This window comes from Vibrio sp. R15-SG3-ISO1A, from assembly GCF_059833955.1.
In genome coordinates, this window is the sequence record NZ_JCBDGH010000058.1 from 17,695 (window position 1) to 34,578 (window position 16,884).

Consider the following 16,884-nt stretch of genomic DNA (forward strand, 5'->3'; position numbering starts at 1 on the left):
TTTGACTTTTCTCTACTTTTGGAAGTTAATATTTAGCACTACACTGTGGAATGTCACTATATGATGAAGAATGTATAGGGCAATCTAAATGATACTCATATAAGCAAGGAGTTCTAATATGAACAAAATGTTGATCGCAGCTGCAGCCTCTTCTGTTCTTCTACTAGCAGGTTGTGCTTCTGGTCCAGACGAAGCAACAACAGCGAAACTGGACGAGCTAAGCAATCAAGTTAGCCAGCTAAGCCAAGACGTTTCAGCACTGCAAGCAGACGTTCGTAAGTCAGGCGACGCAGCAATGGCAGCGCAAGAAGAAGCCGCTCGTGCAAACGAACGCATCGACAACATTGCTCAGTCTTACACTAAGTAATTCAGTCAAGTTTTAAAGAAAGGGTCTGCATATGCAGACCCTTTCTCTTTTCTCATCGTTGAGCGTATCAGCACGTTGAAAATCCTGCTCTCACGCTGACCATTCTAGCTACCGTTCATTCTCGATAAGCAAGTCATTACCTACAAATAATCTGGCGCGACGATTTCTACCGGCACACCATTTTGCGCAAGGATCGCTGCTTTCGCTTTGGAATCAGAATGCTGAAACTCATCGAGCCACCAAGTGAGCTCTTGCGGAATAGTCAGCAACGTCTTGCTGCCATCACTTCGTGTCAGGGGCTCATGCGCTTCAATAAAGACGCTTCTGTCTGGCTCCAACGCCACTTTCACTGGGTCATTGATGACTTGCACCTTAGTGCCCACATTGACTTGAGAGAAAAGCCACTCAATGTCTTTGGGCTCCATTCGAATACAACCAGCGCTAACACGTAGACCGATGCCAAAGTCTTTGTTGGTTCCGTGGATCAGATAGTCTCCGACACCATAGGCCAAGCGGAGCGCGTATTCACCGAGCGGGTTTTCAGGGCCTGCGGACACCACAGGCGGCAACTCAATCCCCTTCGCCAAATACTCTTTACGAATGGAAGCCGGCGGCGTCCAAGTTGGGTTGGCGCGCTTTTGGCTAATGCTGGTTGTCATGGTGGGAGTATCACGACCGATTCGGCCAATCCCAACCGGGAAGATGTGCACTAAGCCTTTTTCAGGTTCGAAATAGTACAACCTGAGCTCCGCGAGATTGATCACTACGCCCTGTCTCTCGACATTGGGCAAGATCACTTGCGTGGGAATCGTCAACACATGGTCGGCGGCGGGCAAAAAGGGATCGACCCCTTTATTCGCGGCCATCAAGGAGAGAAAACCAACATCATAACGTTTAGCAATTTCCGCCAATGTTTCACCTTCAACCACTTGGTGATACTGAGTACGCCCGACAAGACGACTCTCTTCACCGGGTAATTCGTAGGTCGCAGAAAACGCAAACCAGGGTGTGACTAGTGCACACAAAGACACCCATTTACGCAGCATTTAGTTTCCCTTTGCTTCTTTGTAGATCTCTAAGGTTATCGCTCTTGCGCTCTTATGATCAACTATTGGTTGAGGATATTGACGACAATTTAACCCCGGATCAGACCAAGGTGTGTGGATGTATTTGTCTGGCACTGAACTCAACTCTGGCACCCAGCGGCGAATAAACGCGCCACGAGCATCAAAGCGCTCACCTTGAGAGGTCGGGTTAAAAATACGAAAGTAAGGCTGACCATCACACCCCGTTGACGCGCACCACTGCCATCCACCATTGTTAGCAGCGTAATCACCATCAATCAGTTGACGCATAAAGTAGCGCTCGCCAATACGCCAATCGACGTGCAGATCTTTAACCAAAAAGCTCGCCACAACCATGCGCAGTCGATTGTGCATCCAGCCCGTTTCGTTCAGTTGCCTCATCGCCGCATCGACAATAGGGTAGCCTGTCTCACCGCGCATCCAGGCCTCAATGTGTTTGGGGTTATTTTGCCACCTCAGCTCCTCTCCCCAAGCATTAAAACTCTCCCCTCTCGACAGTTTGGGTTCAAAGTGGAGTAAGTGTTGATAGAACTCTCGCCATACGAGCTCACTTTGCCACACTTCTCGCCCACCACTGAGTGGCAGCGTTTGCTGATACATTAAGCGCGCCATGCATTGACGCACCGACAGCGCTCCAATCGCCAGATACGGCGACAGCTGGCTGGTATTATCCAACGCCGGGAAATCCCGCTTATCACCATACTCATCCGCTTTGCTCTGCACAAACTCTCTCAAGGTAGCGATGATGTCTCGGCTCTTGACACTGTATCGCTCGCTCGATTCACGCGGGTAACTGAACGGACTCGTCTCATCCAACAAGGCGACATCTTGGTGTTGCAGCGCCCCTGCACACGGCGTCGCTTTGAAGGTCTGGATGTGGAATCCTTCACTATAGAGTTTACTTAAATAAGCGCGCTTGTAAGGGGTGAAGACTTTGAAATAGTCGCCTTGCTTGTTGCGCACTGAGCCCGGCGGAAAAATACACTTGTCATCAAAGCGATGCACCTCCACAGAACTTGAACTCAACGCCTCCTCCAGCGCTTCATCGCGGCGACGTTCATTCAGTTCATACTCGTTATTTAGATACAGAGCCGTTGCTTTGGCTTGCAGTGCCAACTCAGCCACCAGCGCTGCGCTGTCTGCGAAGGTCTCGACTTGCGCGTAATAAAGCGGGATGTCGAGTTCGGCTAATTCCGTCTTTAACTCGTGCAAGCGACGGTAGATGAGATCCGCTTGCCTTGGACTATGATCATGGGTTTGCCAGGTACCAGGCGTTGCGATGTATAACGCCACGACCGGTTGACCTCGATTCACGGCGCTCACTAAGGCATGATTGTCTTCAACACGTAAATCACGGCGAAACCAAACAATATTCAAAACGTTCTCCTTACCAATTCGATCATTTCTGACAGCGAGACTTGCCCATGCTGCGCTTCTAACTCTTTGATCACACTAAGCTGAGATTCACTCGGTTTCGTAGCACTGTAAAACGCCAGTTGTTCAAAGCGGTGAACGGCGGTGTGCTCTAAGAGGCCCGACAGATCCTCGACGCCATCAATCATCAAGACTCGATAGCCTTGACTGACCAGACTCAGGGCCCACAGTTGAGTGTGAATATCGCGCGCCGCATCGAGATTGATTGCCAAACATTTACCGCGATGGGCCACCTTGTTTTCCGCCTCAATGATCTGGTTGAGCTTGGTGACCATCAAGGTGTTAAACAGACCAAGATGTAAAGATCGCAGACTTTGTTTCACTAGAGCGAGCGCGTTGAGCGTTGGCGTGATGAACTGACGCTCAACCAACTCAAGAGGATACTCTTTCAGCACACCATTAATCACACTCTCTGCACGCTTAGTGTTGAGGTTAGTCAGCGCTTCAAGCACCTCCTCTACTGCCTCTAAACTGCCGATATCTAGCGCTTCATCTGGCAAATCAGACCCGAGCAGGGCTTTCACTTTACCAATCGAAATCCCTTTCGCGAGCCAGCCTTGAATCTCATTGATGAGTGCAATGTGCTCATCCGTGTAGAGTCTGTGGCCTTTTTCAGTGCGCTCCGGTTGGATCAAGTTATAGCGACGCTGCCACGCTCGCAGCGTCACAGGCTTAACTCCGGTTAAATCCGAGACCTCTCGAATCGCATACCAATTTTTTTCACAGACCATAACGCAGTCTTAACTCCTGTGGGTGTGGCTGCAGAAACTTTTGCTTCGCCAAGTATTCATCGGGATGAGTGGATAGATAATGTTTGATGAGCGTTAGCGGCGCCAACAAAGGCAGCAAACCCACACGGTATTCGTCGATCACGCGGCGCAGCTCAGACTTTTGTTCTTTGTCGAGATGACGCTTAAAGTAACCTTGGATGTGCATCAGCACGTTAGTGTTGTTTTTACGACTGGCGCGATTGGCCACCGCTTGCATCAGCGCGGTACGGTACAAGTGGTAAAACTCTTCGATGTCGTACTCTTTGATGTTGGCAACCATGCGCCCAAGCTCTTTGTACGCTTCAGGGTGATGAGCCATTAAGGTCAACTTGTAACGCGAGTGGAAAGCGATGATTTTGCCACGGGTCGGCGTCTCACCCATTGAGTCATAAAAATCACGTAGGGTATAGACGCGGGTAATGAAGTTCTCTTTCAACACAGGATCATTGAGCCGTCCATCTTCCTCAACGGGTAGCCATGGCATCTGCTCCATCAACTGCTGTGTATACAGCCCAACCCCAATATTTTCCGCACCAGCTTTACGGTATACTTTAACGCGCTCCATTCCACAGGTGGGCGATTTAGCACAAACGATGTAACCGCATAGCTCTTCATCGACTAAACTGGCAACCTTCTCTTGGGAATAGCGAATCATAGCGTCCGTGTGATCTTTGCTCGAATCTTTGGTCTCTACCAGCGCAATGCGCTCGTCGTTTGACATCAATCGAATCGTCGGCCTAGGAACCGGCATCCCCATTCCCACTTCAGGGCATATCGGCATAAATTCAAAAAACGGTGCCAACTCTTTCGTGACAAACTTGCTGATCTTATGACCCGAGTCGAAACGGACTTTTTCTCCCAGCACACAAGAACTGATACCGATCGTAATTTGCTTTTCCATGTTGAGCTCCCATCACCATCAAATGTGTACAACTTAATTTCTTGTATAACTCAATTTCTCATATAAGTAGTAGCACAGCACTTGAAACATGTACAAAAAAATTATTTGTACAATGTTACGCAAACTTAACCATTTTGGTTCACTACCCAAGCAAACGTTTTTGCAAATCGATTGCCAAATCACTTTCAACACATTTGGTTATCAATATCTCAAAATCGTCATGGCACACCCTGTTTTGTGAGCAACCTCTCAAGGAACAATGGCTGACAAGGCTAGTATTGCCTCAACACAGAATTGAAGTTCAACATAATTGGTAATCAGCACCGCGATTACTGACCCAATTGGAGTAATGACTATGGCAACCCCACACATTAATGCTCAGCCAGGCGACTTTGCAGAAACCGTATTGATGCCAGGCGATCCGCTACGCGCTAAATACATCGCAGAGACATTCCTTGATGACGTCAAACAAGTTTGTGACGTTCGCAACATGTTTGGTTACACAGGCACCTACAAAGGCAAAAAAGTGTCGGTGATGGGTCACGGCATGGGCATCCCATCTTGCTGTATCTACGTTCATGAGTTGATTGCCGAGTTCGGTGTGAAGAACGTGATTCGTGTCGGTAGCTGTGGCGCTGTACGTGACGACGTAAAATTGATGGACGTCGTGATTGGCATGGGCGCCTCCACAGACTCAAAAGTTAACCGAATCCGTTTCAACGATCACGATTTCGCAGCCATTGCGGACTTTGGTCTTCTTGAAACCGCCGTTGCTCAAGCTCGCGCGCAAAACGTGCCAGTCAAAGTCGGTAACGTATTCTCAGCAGATCTCTTCTACACACCAGAAGCAGATATCTTCGAGAAGATGGAAAAACTCGGCATCCTTGGTGTGGATATGGAAGCTGCAGGCATCTACGGCGTTGCCGCTGACCTTGGTGCAAAAGCGCTCACCATTCTGACTGTCTCTGATCACATCATCCGTGGTGAAAAGCTGAGCTCAGAAGAGCGTCAAAAATCGTTCAATGACATGATGAAAGTGGCGCTAGAAACTGCTATCAACCTGTAACGATATTGCAGCCAAGTGACCGCTTGGCTGCCCAGATAGTCCCGAGGGGGAGAGAGTGACAACTGGCAAACTGCCAAAGGAAGCAGATGGGTTACAGCTCAATTTTTGTAAAACATTGGCGTGTGACAACTTTGGATTGAGTGATGCGCATCGTTACGTTGTGCAGCACGCTAACCCTAAACGACCTGCGATGGTATGCCGGGAGTGCGGTGCTTTCCCCCCCTTACTTAACAATCAAGATGTGCTGACTGAACTGCAACGTTTACGCCAGCTACACAGCGATGGGCTGCCCGCTTGTCGCCAGCCTGATTGTCCCAACATGGGCCTTTCGGTTCACACACATAAACACCTCTACCACGCGTTTGGCTACAGTGGTGATAGGCAACGCTATCGTTGCAAAGCGTGCCAATCGACCTTTGTCGATAAGTGGTCAGGGGCGAACAAAAAACGTCAATTTCAAGAAAACCTGCTTGGGTTGCTGTATACGGGTTATACTGTGCGTGAAATCTGCCGCAAGCTTTCCATCAACCCCAAAACCTTTTATGACCATGTTGACCATATTGCCAGCCGCTGCCGACGCAAGCTTGCCATGATTGACGCTCGTTGGGTCAACCACGCTAAACACTACGAACTCGCATCTCACTACGTCACCCTGCAACCAAAAAGCAATAACGGCGTATTGTGGTTTGCGACGGGTGAAGCCCACAGCGGCTACATTTTGTGCCAACACGTCAACTACTCGGCTAATGAAGAACCCGTTGGTGGCATCGATCATGACCCGTACCAAACGCCTGCGCGTTTTGTCTCACGCGATCACTGCTCTGAGGCCAACCTGCCCGTGCCAACGCCACCGAGCGATCTTCGCGAGCGCATCGATCAGCAGTACCAAACCATTTTGGCGCGAGGCAATGTGGAAGATCCCATGGGCAACCTCACCGTCTTCCATTACCCCTCTAAAGGGGCATTAATCAGAGCACCGTACACCTCGTACGCCCATTTCTTACATGTGCTGGATTTGTGTCAGGACGACCGCCAAGTTTCCATCTATCTACCGCAAGATCCGGTGCTTCGCTCTGCAGCATTAAGCATATGCCTGCCTAGAATTCAGCGTCAAAATATCGACCTTATGTATGTCGAAGAAGATCCACAGTGGTCTCTGAACCACAGTTTGGACAAAATCGACATCGTGCATATGGGTTGGTGGCGCGATCGCTGGGCGATTACTTCCGATGGTCAATACGCCAAGGGCATCTGCTATCTCGCAGGACAAGATAATCGACCTAACTACTGGCTGCGCAGGGCTTCCATTCGTCAAACGGCGTTTTTCCAGTCTCGTTTTCAAACGCTCTTTAGCGGTTTTATCAATGAGCCGCGTCGCAAACTCAGACCGGGTGGCCTACTGCCTATGTTGGATATTTTTAGAGCGTGGCATAATTTGTGCTACCAAGACAAACAAGGCATGACCGCAGCGCAACGGCTTGAATTGACTCAATCCCCTTTGACACTGCGTGAGCTGCTCTCATAATAAATAGAAGTGTGACGCATCCCTGTAAAAGGTGGAATGTTTGATGCTTTTGATAGTCGTAAACCCGTCAATGTTCATATTATACTGAGGTTTAGTACTAAAGTTTGATAGGTTTACTTAGCGGTAAGGGATTGACTCATTGGAAAAAAGCCAACGCCTACTCGACACTGAGCTTGAACAGCTAAAAAGTAAGATTGAATCCGATCCGGACAAAGTCTTCGCTGCCGCTGAGCAGTGCTTAGCGCGCGCCGCCCAAATCCTCTACCCACCCGCCGAGGTGAAAAGCCTCATCGTAATGGCGCGATGCGCGTGGGCATCGATGGACTACCGCAAAGGACTTCGCTACATCAAAGAGGCGCACACTAAACACAACGCCCTCGATACCGATGACCTGCTTCCTGAAATTCTGCACGTCTATGCGCTCCAATATTGGGGCCAAGCCAAATACTACTCTGCTCAACAATACTGGATTAACTGCCTTGAGCAGTCCGCACTGGTGGATGAAATTGAGTATCAAATCGAATCTTTGATTGGGTTGGGCAACATTTGGCGCATTACCCAAGAGTACGGCCTTGCCCAAAGTACTCACGAATTGGCGGTCATGGTAGCCAACCACAATCGCATCGCTTGGCTTGAGGGCAAATCGCGTATTTTGCTCGCTTGGGATCTCTACCTACTCAACAACTACGTCGAAATGCTCTCTGTTTTGGATGGTGCTTCGGACTTGCTCTATGACCACGAAGACAAAACTTGGCTGGCAGAAATTTGGGATTTCCGCGGCCTGGCGCTGCTTGGGCTAGAGCGTATTGAAGATGCAGAAGAAGCCACGCGAAAAGCGCACGATCTTGCGGTGAAACACGATTTGGTGTGGATGAAGTCTCACTCCTACATCAGCCGAGCGAGACTCGAACTACTAAGGAAAAATCCACAAAAAGCGACAGAGTTACTGATTCAAGCAGAGCAATCCGCCAAGTCGTTTGATAATGGCGAGCTGTTATCACAAATCTGTTTTCAGCAGTCGCGCGTGGCGGAAGAGAGCGGTCAATACCAAGCGGCACTCGCATCATTCAAAAAATACCGTGACCACTCCATTAACATGCTGCGCGAGCAAACCGCACGAGTATCAAGCGATAAAGCGCGCGCATCGAAACGTCAGCTAGAGCAACGAGCGCGCAAACTGATCAACCGCATCAGACGTCAACACGAATACGACCCTGAAAAACACCTCACACAAATGGTGTCTGAGACGTTTTGGTGGGAGCAATTGGTGCTGTTTAAGACAGAGTTAAAGCACGCCAATCACGCGGTGATTATGATCCAGCACGACGATCCGCTCTATTTAGATGTGTGCGCCGAAATTGCTCATTCACTGTGTAATAACCGCGATTTGTTGTCTCGCTTGAGCAGTCAACGCCTTGGCTTATTGATTGCCGAAAAAGGCAGTGACGCCATCAGCGTTTTTCAGGTTCTCACCAAAATGATAGAAATGTACCCTTGGCATCGACGCGGATTGAGCCAATCGCTGCCAAAAGTTGTGTTCAGCGACATTCTCTCCTTCCCGTTCACACTAGAACAACTCGAAGAAAACGTGTAGGAGGAAAACAGCATGGAAAGACTCCTCAATAAAATTTCAGATTCTGGCCTTGATCCCTCCTCCGTCTCTGGCGAAGAAGCGCTGATTTTTTGGGACCACGTTCGCCGACATATCGCTACCACACCGCAAGAAAAAGCCCAGGCCTTATTCATTAGCGCCGAATACCGCAGCGAGCTCAAGCAATTGCAGGCGAGTATTGATGAGCTGCAAACCTCGCTGAAGTTTCTCGCTCTGCCCAAAGACGCCGAAATGGTGCTCGAAGTGCGCAATAATTTGGCCGAGCGTTTGGTGGAAAACGGCGATTACTACGGCGCGTTAAGCCAATACGCCAGTGCCACAACAATCGCAGTAGAAAGCAGTAATATTGATGCGTACGTACTCGCGGTATTGGGGATGGGCAATCTGTGTGATGCCTATGGCGATCACAATCGCGCGCTGCGCTACTACCAAAAAATCGACAGTATTGACCATGCGATCCAAAGTCGCTCGCTACGATTGCGCTATAAGCTCTATATGCTGGCTTGCTATATCGAGCTCAACCGTCTCACCGCGGCCACCGATTTGATCAAAGAGTGTGAAGAGCTCAGTATCTTGGTCAGCGACAAAGTGTTGGCGGGGCAGATTTTGCTCTATCAAGCTAAGCTGTATAGACAAAGCGACGAAGCAGAATTGGCGCTTAAATCACTGGGCAACGTGCAATACTCCGCAGGCAACATTCACTCCGCCTGGCTCTCTACCATGATCAAAATCGAGCTTGCTTGTTGCCTCAATGACTTTGGCAAAGGCTACTTGGCCAGTTGGGTACTGCACCAAGCGCATCGCCGTATCGAGCGTCAACCCTCACCGTTATTAAACCTTAAGCTATCCAACTCGATGGCTCATGTTTCCGAGCAGCAAGGTGACTTTAAACGCGCCCTCGAATTTCAAAAACGCGCGTATCGCATCGAAAGCGATTTGATGAAAAAAATCCCTATTGGTGAGTTGGGCGCGAGTCAGCTGCGCAAATTGTCACGCTTTGAATTGCAGCTCAAACTGATCCTCTCTGAGCTTGAGAATCGAGAGCTCAAAGAGACCACTGAGAGCCAAAAACACACTGTGGCTCAGCTTCAGCAAGACGTGTTTACCGATCCGCTCACCTCCTTGCACAACCGTCGCTGGCTCGACGTTAAGCTGAAAGATCTGCTTTTACACGAAACGCCGTTTGCCCTGTTAGTCGTCGATATTGATCACTTTAAGTCCATCAATGATGAGCTCAGTCACCTAGTCGGCGACAAAGCGATCGTCAATGTGTCTCACGAACTGGCCGCCTACTTTAAGTTTCGTGGCGCCTCCTGCGTGCGATTTGGTGGCGAGGAGTTTTTGGTGATTCTGGAAAACGCCTCCCTTGAACAAGCTGCCTTGCATGCCGAAAATTACCGCGAAAAAATCTACCAGTTTGGCTGGCATGAAATTCTCGGAGAGCGTGGCCTCACCGTCAGTATCGGCATTACTCTACACCGCGAAGGGGAAAACACGCAGCGTACCTTCTACCGAGCAGATAAAGCGCTCTACCGCGCTAAAGCCAACGGCCGAAACCAAGTCTGCACCGAATAACTCTCTTCAGCGCGAATAGCGGCACTACCCCGGCCTTGTTCGCGCAGTCCATCCTCTTGCTCTGCTCTTTTTGTCTGAATATTCTGATGTTAATAATCGTGAGCGAGTTTGCATCTAATTTGTTGTTTTTATTTCTATACTTTGTAGATAACTGACAGTACCCTGTATGGATTGTTTTCATTAATAAAGAGATAAGGACGTTGCCATGTTTTTAGACTACTTCGCACTTGGTCTACTCGTCTTTGTTGCCTTAGTGATTTTCTACGGCATCATCGTCATTCATGACATTCCCTACGAAATCGCCAAAGAGCGCGAACATCCCCATCAAGATGCGATTCACTACGCGGGTTGGGTGAGCCTATTCACACTCCATGCGTTGTGGCCATTTCTATGGATTTGGGCCACGCTGTGGCGCAAAGAACGTGGTTGGGGTTTTCAGAAATTGGAAGCCGAACAGCATGATATGCACCACCGCGTCGATGCGCTGATCGACCAAGTCACTCAACTGCAAAAAGAAGTGGCTGAGCTGAAAAAACAACAATCTGACCCAGTCGCATCAACGGATGAGGAGCGTAGCTAATGGATCTCTTACTGATATTAACCTACGCGGCTATTTGTATTACCATCTTCAAAGTCTTCAAGATTCCGTTGAACAAGTGGACCGTACCGACAGCGGTATTAGGCGGCGTAGTACTGATTGGCACTTTGATCTTGTTGATGAACTACAACCACCCGTTTACCCAAATTGGTAACCAAGTTTTCTCTAGCACGCCGATTGTTTCCGGTGTCCGCGGTCGAGTCATTGACGTTCCAGTAGAGCCAAACGAGCCATTGAAACAAGGGGATGTCCTGTTCCGCATTGATCCCATCCCTTACCAAGCGGAAGTCGACAAGATCAAAGCGCAGATCAAAGAAGCGAGCCAAGACGCATTGGGTCTTGAATCCAATCTACAAGAAGCCGTGGCAGACAGAGAACGAGCCATTGCTGATCGAGATAAAGCGGAGCGCGAGTTTAGCCGTTATCAACGTGGGTTTGACAGAGGTGCCTTCACCGAGCAACAACTCGATACCCGTCGCCAAGCATTTAAAGCCGCACAAGCTGCTGTCGCTGCCGCCGAAGCAAACGTTCAGCAAGCTCAAATCTCGCTCGATTCAGAGATCGGTGGTGAGAACACCACAGTTGCGCGCTTGTTGGCCGAACTTCGCCAAGCTGAATTTAACTTAGAGCAAACGGTCGTGCGTGCTCCAACTGATGGTTTTGCCACTCAATTGGCTCTGCGCCCTGGGGTCATGGCTGTGCCGCTTCCGCTGGCGCCCGTGATGACGTTTGTCCATACCGAAGAGATCATCTACACCGCGGCATTTCGCCAGAACTCGTTGCAACGTTTAGAGCCTGGATACGAAGCCGAGTTTCTCTTCCGCGCCTTACCGGGCAAAGTGTTTAAAGGGGAAGTGGTGGATGTGCTACCAGCGATTGGTGAAAGCCAGTTCCAAGCGCGTGGCGCCCTACTAGGGACAGATGCACTGCGCACCAGCGGCCGTGTGTTTGTCACCCTGCGTATCACCGATGATTTATCGGATTACCATCTGCCACTGGGCACCGCTGTCGAAGTTGCGGTCTACTCGGATCGATTTGAGCACGTGTCTATTATGCGTAAGGTTTTGATTCGCATGAAGAGCTGGCAAAACTACCTCTATCTCGATCATTAACCGTCAATAACGACTCAGGGGCCAATTGGCCCCTGAATTTTTTGCTCTGTCCGTCATTAAAAGCGACGTGTAGACATCGCTAGGCAATATTGAGAAATAGCTCATCGTCTGTCATGTATTTATGTCGACTACCGCTGTTTCTAAGATGCATGAACATAAACTCTGGAAAGCCTGGTGCCAACAGATCATTGGGTTCCCATACTATGCCGCCGACAAACACGTAGCGGCCTTGTTTTTCTTCTTCATGCAGTGGATTGTTTAACGGCGTCGAAAGTTCCGGTCTTACGCCCTCAATCACACACACCACCTGCCCCTTCGCAATACCAATCACTCGCTTAACCAAGTTTGCTTTCACGCCACATTTCCATGCTTGGCGAGTGGCCATCTCAAAGCCTTGCTTTTTTACGCCTTTTTGAATGTTTACGATGAGGTTCATAGTGGGGAGTCTCTTTGTCATACTGCGATCACTCTCTGAGCATATAGTAACCGCGGCGCGTCACCTAATAGTATTTCTTCCCGTGTCGATAGAATTGGCCAGAATCGGAACCTGCATTCATTATTTCATTGCCTTATTCAGTCACTTGCGTCACATTGAGTTGACCAATGAAAGGAATCGACAATGAGTTATGCCAGTTTTATCCGTCTAATGATGCTTGCTGCTATTTGGGGTGGCTCATTTCTTTTTATGCGCATTGCGGCCAACACGTTTGGCCCTGCCTATTTGATTGAATGCCGCGTCGGCTTTGCGGCGCTGAGCTTGTTGTTGGTCTCTTATTCTCTCAAGCGTTCTCTGCCCTTTCGCCAATACTTTCATCACTTTATGATCATTGGCCTGTTCAACACCGCGTTTCCGTTTCTACTGTTTGCCTATTCAGCACAAACGCTCAATGCCTCGACGCTTTCTGTTCTCAACTCAACCGCTGTCATTTGGGGCGCGCTTATTGGTGTGGTCTGGCATAAAGCACCACTGACAAAACGTGTGGTTCTAGGCATGGTACTTGGCATCTTTGGCGTAACCGTGTTGGTCGGCGTTGACGCAATTCAGATTGGTACACAAGCGCATCTACCCATTATGGCCGCAATAATGGCAGCGTTCAGCTATGGGATCGCCACCAACTACACCAAATCGGCGCCAAAAGTCGCCGCCTTCGACAATGCACATGGCAACATGTGGGCTGCGGTGATCTGGATACTGCCTTTGCTGCCTTTCATGCCGATGCGCGGGGCACCGACGGAAATTGAGATGGTGTCGGTGGTGGCGTTGGGCGTGGTCTGTACTGGGGCGGCGTACCTACTCTACTTTCGCCTGGTTGCCGACGAGGGTGCGACCTCTGCCCTCTCGGTCACTTTTCTTATTCCGGTATTCGGGATTTTGTGGGGCGCGTTGATTCTCGATGAGCCTGTCGGCTGGTCTACCGTATTCGGCACAGGTTTAGTGCTAAGCGGCACCATGTTGGTGACTCATTTTTCACCCCTCTCCTTGCTGAAAAAACGGACCTTGGCTCAAGATCTCGCCGCCAAATGACGGCGGGACATAAGTTGCCCCAACGCCTATCTCATAGACATAACATCATAGGGTTAATGTCATAAAGCGGCTATTCGGATCGGGGGTATACTCAGCAAACGGTTCGCAATAGTGAAAACCAAACTTCTCATATAAGCGCCGAGCGGGCTCAAAGAACGCCATGGATCCAGTCTCTAAACTGACGCGATGCAACCCAATGTCACGGGAGTAATCCAGTACGTGCACCAATAAACGAGACGCGACGCCCTGTTTGCGGGCTTGATCACTCGTGCGCATCGATTTCAGCTCACCGTGTGTGTCATCAAGCTGTTTCAATGCTGCGCAGCCGAGCAAGACATCTCCGTGCCAAGCCGTCCAAAAGGTCACTTCTGGCGCCCGCAAACGGCTCACATCCAAAGCGTGAACGCTGTCTGGCGGCGATGTCGCGTTCATATCCTCAAGATGTTGGGTAAGCAAGGTGATGACCGATTCGTGCTCCAACTGACCTATCATTATTTTCATTGATGTTCCTTCTCACTTCAATCGCGTGTTTTTATCCTGATGCCGAAGACCTATCGACATAAGCACAGATAAAGCAAGTTTAGAGCCAGATACACAACGTCTATCGCTCGGAATCGACCAACACTCGCAGTGATGAATCGCTTGCAGTGATAAATAGGGATCCAAGTCTCAATAAACGAAAAGTTCACTAAACATTTTTCAAAAATACGCGATGATACTCACATAAATATAAGTTCATTGCTTATTATTTACATGGATTTGCCGATGCAGTGGTAACCCACTCACCACTGGGTGGCTAGGTAGTAGCAGAGCAAACCGTGCGACGAACAAGAATAGGAAGTCACGAATGAAAGAAGTTGATTTTAGAACCATTGATAGACTCTTCATCAAAATGTCTATCAACGACAAGATGTGGACGATTTTCGCCATTTTTCTTGTTGCCTTAACTGCGATTGCAGGTGGACGTTACTACGCGACGGTTGACGCGCTAGAGCACAACGCCATCTACGCCGCGGAGCAAAGATTGGCCGGGATACTCGCTGCGGGTACCCCTGAGAGCATTAGTGCACAGACAAATGTGTCTAAATCGACTTCGATGGCGCCTGCTAGCCTCAATAATGGTGTCGTGAAGGTCACCGCGCGAGCCGCGGATGGCAGCCACTATCAACTGACGGTCAATGCCACTCAAAGCCTAGAACAAGGCAAATCTGCCGCACTGACCAGTTTCGCACTGAGCTACCTTTGGGTCATCCCGTTTGCGCTGTTTAGCTATTGGGTCGCTACGTTTATTGGTGGCGCACTTTGGGTGCTCTATACCACTACCGAGCGTATCGGTGAAGGCGATTTAACGTCGCGCTTAGGCTTCCACCCTGGTCGTGATGAATTCGGTACCATTGGCTGCGCGCTGGATAAAGCCATGGATACCCTGACTGAACTCGTGGTAACGGTGAAAGAAAATGCGACCACTCTCAGTGAAACCTCTGCCTCCTTCGAGCAAGAGATGAAATTGAGCGAGTCACAAATTTCAAACCAGTATGCCTCACTTGATTCGGTGGCAACCGCGATGGAAGAGATGACGGCATCAGCGAAAGAGGTATCGAACATTTCTCAGCAGGCGACGTCGCAAACCGAGAACGATACCCAACACATTGATGGCAGCCACAAGCGTGTCTTGTCTGCGATTCAAGAGATCGACAAGCTTTCTAGCTACATTGAGCAAGCGTCTTCGTCTGTGTCTAGCCTGAATGAGAACACCACACAGATTAATGAGGTGATCACCACCATCAATGCCATTTCTGAGCAGACCAACCTCCTCGCGCTCAACGCGGCGATCGAAGCGGCGCGTGCCGGTGAACAAGGTCGCGGCTTTGCGGTAGTGGCCGATGAAGTCCGTACACTCGCCAGTCGTACTCAAGCGGCGACCGTTGAAATTCAATCAATGATAGAGAAGTTGCAATCAGAAAGCCGCAGCATCGCCAATATTACTGAGCAAACCGTTGCCCAAGCTAAAACCAGCAGCGATTTGATTGCCGAGCTAGGCAGCGATGTCCAATCCATCGCAGACTCAGCCCGCTCTCTCATGGATATGAGTATTCAGATCTCGACCTCAGCAGAAGAGCAAAGCGCTGTGGCGAACGATATCGCCTCAGAGCTCAGTGATATTCGCACCCAATCGAATACCATTCGTAGTGTCGCAGAGCAAAGCTCAATGGGCGTCGCGAATCTAACCAAAGCGTCGTCATCACTGGCAAGCATTCTCAAGCAGTATCGTACGCAGTAAACCTTCACGTATTACACTGCCTAAACATCGAAAGCCGAGCGCAGTGTTCTGCCGCTCGGCTTTTTTATTCTTAGTGTGTTTTTATTCTTATGCGCGGGGCTACCAATACCGCTCGAAGATGATGTTGCCACCCGTGGCGCGTCGATACTTATTCAGCCCCATCTCCACCAACGTTTGTTGAGTATCTTTAATCATTTCAGGATTGCCACACAGCATCACAAAACTCTGTTCGGGCGCCAAAGAAACATCCGCACTGCGGAGCAGCGCACCACTTTGCAGCAGTTGAGGAATTCGGCCGCTAAGGTGTGTGGTGTCAGGGTCTCTTGATACGACCGGCAAGTAGCGCAGACGCCCTTCGTATTGCTGTACCAATTGATCAATCAAGTAGCGATAGACCAACTCTTTCTCATGACGCACCGCATGAACCAGCACAATCTCATCACAATTGGGGCGAAAATTCATGTCATCCAACAGAGAGAGAAACGGTCCGATGCCGGTACCTGTCGAGAGCAGCCAGAGGTTTTGAGTCTGTTTGGGTATGATGTCAAACGTCAGGTCGCCATAGGCCTCTTTGCCCACGTAGACGCCATCACCGGTTTGCAGCTGTTGCAGTTTCGGCGTCAGTTTACCTTCTGGATGCGCGACGATTAAGAACTCCAGCATATCACTGGTATTGAGCGGTGCATTCACCAATGAGTAGGCGCGCGAAATCATGTTGCCTTCGTCATCAAGCAGTCCCAATTTAGTAAACTGCCCAGCCTTGAAGGTCAGGGGGGCGCCGGTTAATCGTAAGCTAAATACGTTCGGCGTCCAGTCAGTCCGACGTTCTAATCGCGCTAAGTTGAAACCATCAAGTACCGCCATGCTACGCACCTCTTCTGGTTAACATTCCATTAACTTACTCTTTCGCACCTTTGAAGTAAAACTGGAACATGATTTAACCATCTAAGATCACAAATAAATAACAAAATAAAAACAACCCGACGCTGAAGTTCTAGAATATTTACTCCATCCACAATAAAAATTAAGAGAA

Annotated in this window: 16 protein-coding genes; 9 read left to right on the forward strand and 7 right to left on the reverse strand. The window is 49.4% G+C overall.

The window, feature by feature from the left end:
* The first annotated feature begins 118 nt into the window (after window positions 1-118).
* Window positions 119-367, forward strand: a complete 249-nt coding sequence (locus AC6R0L_RS08765; RefSeq protein ID WP_334552872.1) for an Lpp/OprI family alanine-zipper lipoprotein — start codon at window positions 119-121, stop codon at window positions 365-367.
* A 140-nt stretch (window positions 368-507) separates the two neighbouring features.
* Here AC6R0L_RS08765 and AC6R0L_RS08770 read toward each other — a convergent pair whose 3' ends face one another.
* From AC6R0L_RS08770 to AC6R0L_RS08785, 4 genes are read right to left on the reverse strand one after another with little or no spacing between them, the layout of a single operon-like run.
* Window positions 508-1,413: a L,D-transpeptidase family protein gene (locus tag AC6R0L_RS08770; RefSeq protein ID WP_500628885.1), complete on the reverse strand. Its 906-nt coding sequence runs from the start codon at window positions 1,411-1,413 to the stop codon at window positions 508-510.
* Window positions 1,414-2,829 carry a deoxyribodipyrimidine photo-lyase gene (gene phrB / locus AC6R0L_RS08775; RefSeq protein WP_500628886.1) on the reverse strand — a complete coding sequence of 472 codons (1,416 nt, stop codon included), beginning with the start codon at window positions 2,827-2,829 and terminating at the stop codon, window positions 1,414-1,416.
* Window positions 2,826-3,617, reverse strand: a complete 792-nt coding sequence (locus tag AC6R0L_RS08780; protein WP_500628887.1) for a MerR family transcriptional regulator — start codon at window positions 3,615-3,617, stop codon at window positions 2,826-2,828. The genes phrB and AC6R0L_RS08780 overlap by 4 nt, the downstream gene beginning before the upstream one ends.
* Window positions 3,607-4,557 (reverse strand): YbgA family protein, encoded by a 951-nt coding sequence (locus tag AC6R0L_RS08785; RefSeq protein WP_487903027.1) that lies wholly within the window; start codon window positions 4,555-4,557, stop codon window positions 3,607-3,609. Before AC6R0L_RS08785 ends, AC6R0L_RS08780 begins: the two co-directional genes overlap by 11 nt.
* 355 nt (window positions 4,558-4,912) lie before the next feature.
* Here AC6R0L_RS08785 and deoD point away from each other — a divergent pair, with 355 nt between their 5' ends.
* The 6 genes from deoD to AC6R0L_RS08815 all read left to right on the forward strand — a co-directional run bounded on the left by deoD (window position 4,913) and on the right by AC6R0L_RS08815 (window position 12,045).
* Window positions 4,913-5,623, forward strand: coding sequence for a purine-nucleoside phosphorylase (deoD, locus tag AC6R0L_RS08790; protein ID WP_334552881.1), 711 nt, complete (start codon window positions 4,913-4,915; stop codon window positions 5,621-5,623).
* 55 nt (window positions 5,624-5,678) lie between these two features.
* On the forward strand, window positions 5,679-7,148 hold the full coding sequence (locus tag AC6R0L_RS08795; protein WP_500628888.1) for a transposase: 1,470 nt from the start codon (window positions 5,679-5,681) through the stop codon (window positions 7,146-7,148).
* A gap of 139 nt (window positions 7,149-7,287) precedes the next feature.
* Window positions 7,288-8,742 carry a hypothetical protein gene (locus AC6R0L_RS08800; protein ID WP_500628889.1) on the forward strand — a complete coding sequence of 485 codons (1,455 nt, stop codon included), beginning with the start codon at window positions 7,288-7,290 and terminating at the stop codon, window positions 8,740-8,742.
* Window positions 8,743-8,754: 12 nt separating this feature from the next.
* On the forward strand, window positions 8,755-10,335 hold the full coding sequence (locus tag AC6R0L_RS08805; protein ID WP_500628890.1) for a diguanylate cyclase: 1,581 nt from the start codon (window positions 8,755-8,757) through the stop codon (window positions 10,333-10,335).
* A 205-nt stretch (window positions 10,336-10,540) separates the two neighbouring features.
* Window positions 10,541-10,915 carry a DUF3302 domain-containing protein gene (locus AC6R0L_RS08810; RefSeq protein ID WP_500628891.1) on the forward strand — a complete coding sequence of 125 codons (375 nt, stop codon included), beginning with the start codon at window positions 10,541-10,543 and terminating at the stop codon, window positions 10,913-10,915.
* Window positions 10,915-12,045, forward strand: a complete 1,131-nt coding sequence (locus tag AC6R0L_RS08815) for an HlyD family secretion protein (protein WP_334552891.1) — start codon at window positions 10,915-10,917, stop codon at window positions 12,043-12,045. Before AC6R0L_RS08810 ends, AC6R0L_RS08815 begins: the two co-directional genes overlap by 1 nt.
* 79 nt (window positions 12,046-12,124) lie before the next feature.
* Here the strand turns inward: AC6R0L_RS08815 and AC6R0L_RS08820 are convergent, their stop codons facing one another.
* Complete coding sequence (locus AC6R0L_RS08820) at window positions 12,125-12,481, reverse strand: acyl-CoA synthetase (RefSeq protein WP_334552893.1); 357 nt, start codon at window positions 12,479-12,481, stop codon at window positions 12,125-12,127.
* A 183-nt stretch (window positions 12,482-12,664) separates the two neighbouring features.
* Here AC6R0L_RS08820 and AC6R0L_RS08825 point away from each other — a divergent pair, with 183 nt between their 5' ends.
* A complete protein-coding gene (locus AC6R0L_RS08825; RefSeq protein WP_500628892.1) occupies window positions 12,665-13,570 on the forward strand; it encodes a DMT family transporter in 906 nt (301 codons plus the stop codon).
* Between the two features lie 45 nt (window positions 13,571-13,615).
* Here AC6R0L_RS08825 and AC6R0L_RS08830 read toward each other — a convergent pair whose 3' ends face one another.
* Entirely contained in the window at window positions 13,616-14,071 is a 456-nt protein-coding gene (locus tag AC6R0L_RS08830) for a GNAT family N-acetyltransferase (protein WP_500628893.1), read from the reverse strand.
* A gap of 346 nt (window positions 14,072-14,417) precedes the next feature.
* Here AC6R0L_RS08830 and AC6R0L_RS08835 point away from each other — a divergent pair, with 346 nt between their 5' ends.
* Window positions 14,418-15,851: a methyl-accepting chemotaxis protein gene (locus tag AC6R0L_RS08835; RefSeq protein ID WP_500628894.1), complete on the forward strand. Its 1,434-nt coding sequence runs from the start codon at window positions 14,418-14,420 to the stop codon at window positions 15,849-15,851.
* A gap of 99 nt (window positions 15,852-15,950) precedes the next feature.
* Here AC6R0L_RS08835 and AC6R0L_RS08840 read toward each other — a convergent pair whose 3' ends face one another.
* Window positions 15,951-16,715, reverse strand: coding sequence for a ferredoxin--NADP reductase (locus AC6R0L_RS08840; protein ID WP_500628895.1), 765 nt, complete (start codon window positions 16,713-16,715; stop codon window positions 15,951-15,953).
* Window positions 16,716-16,884 lie beyond the last annotated feature (169 nt).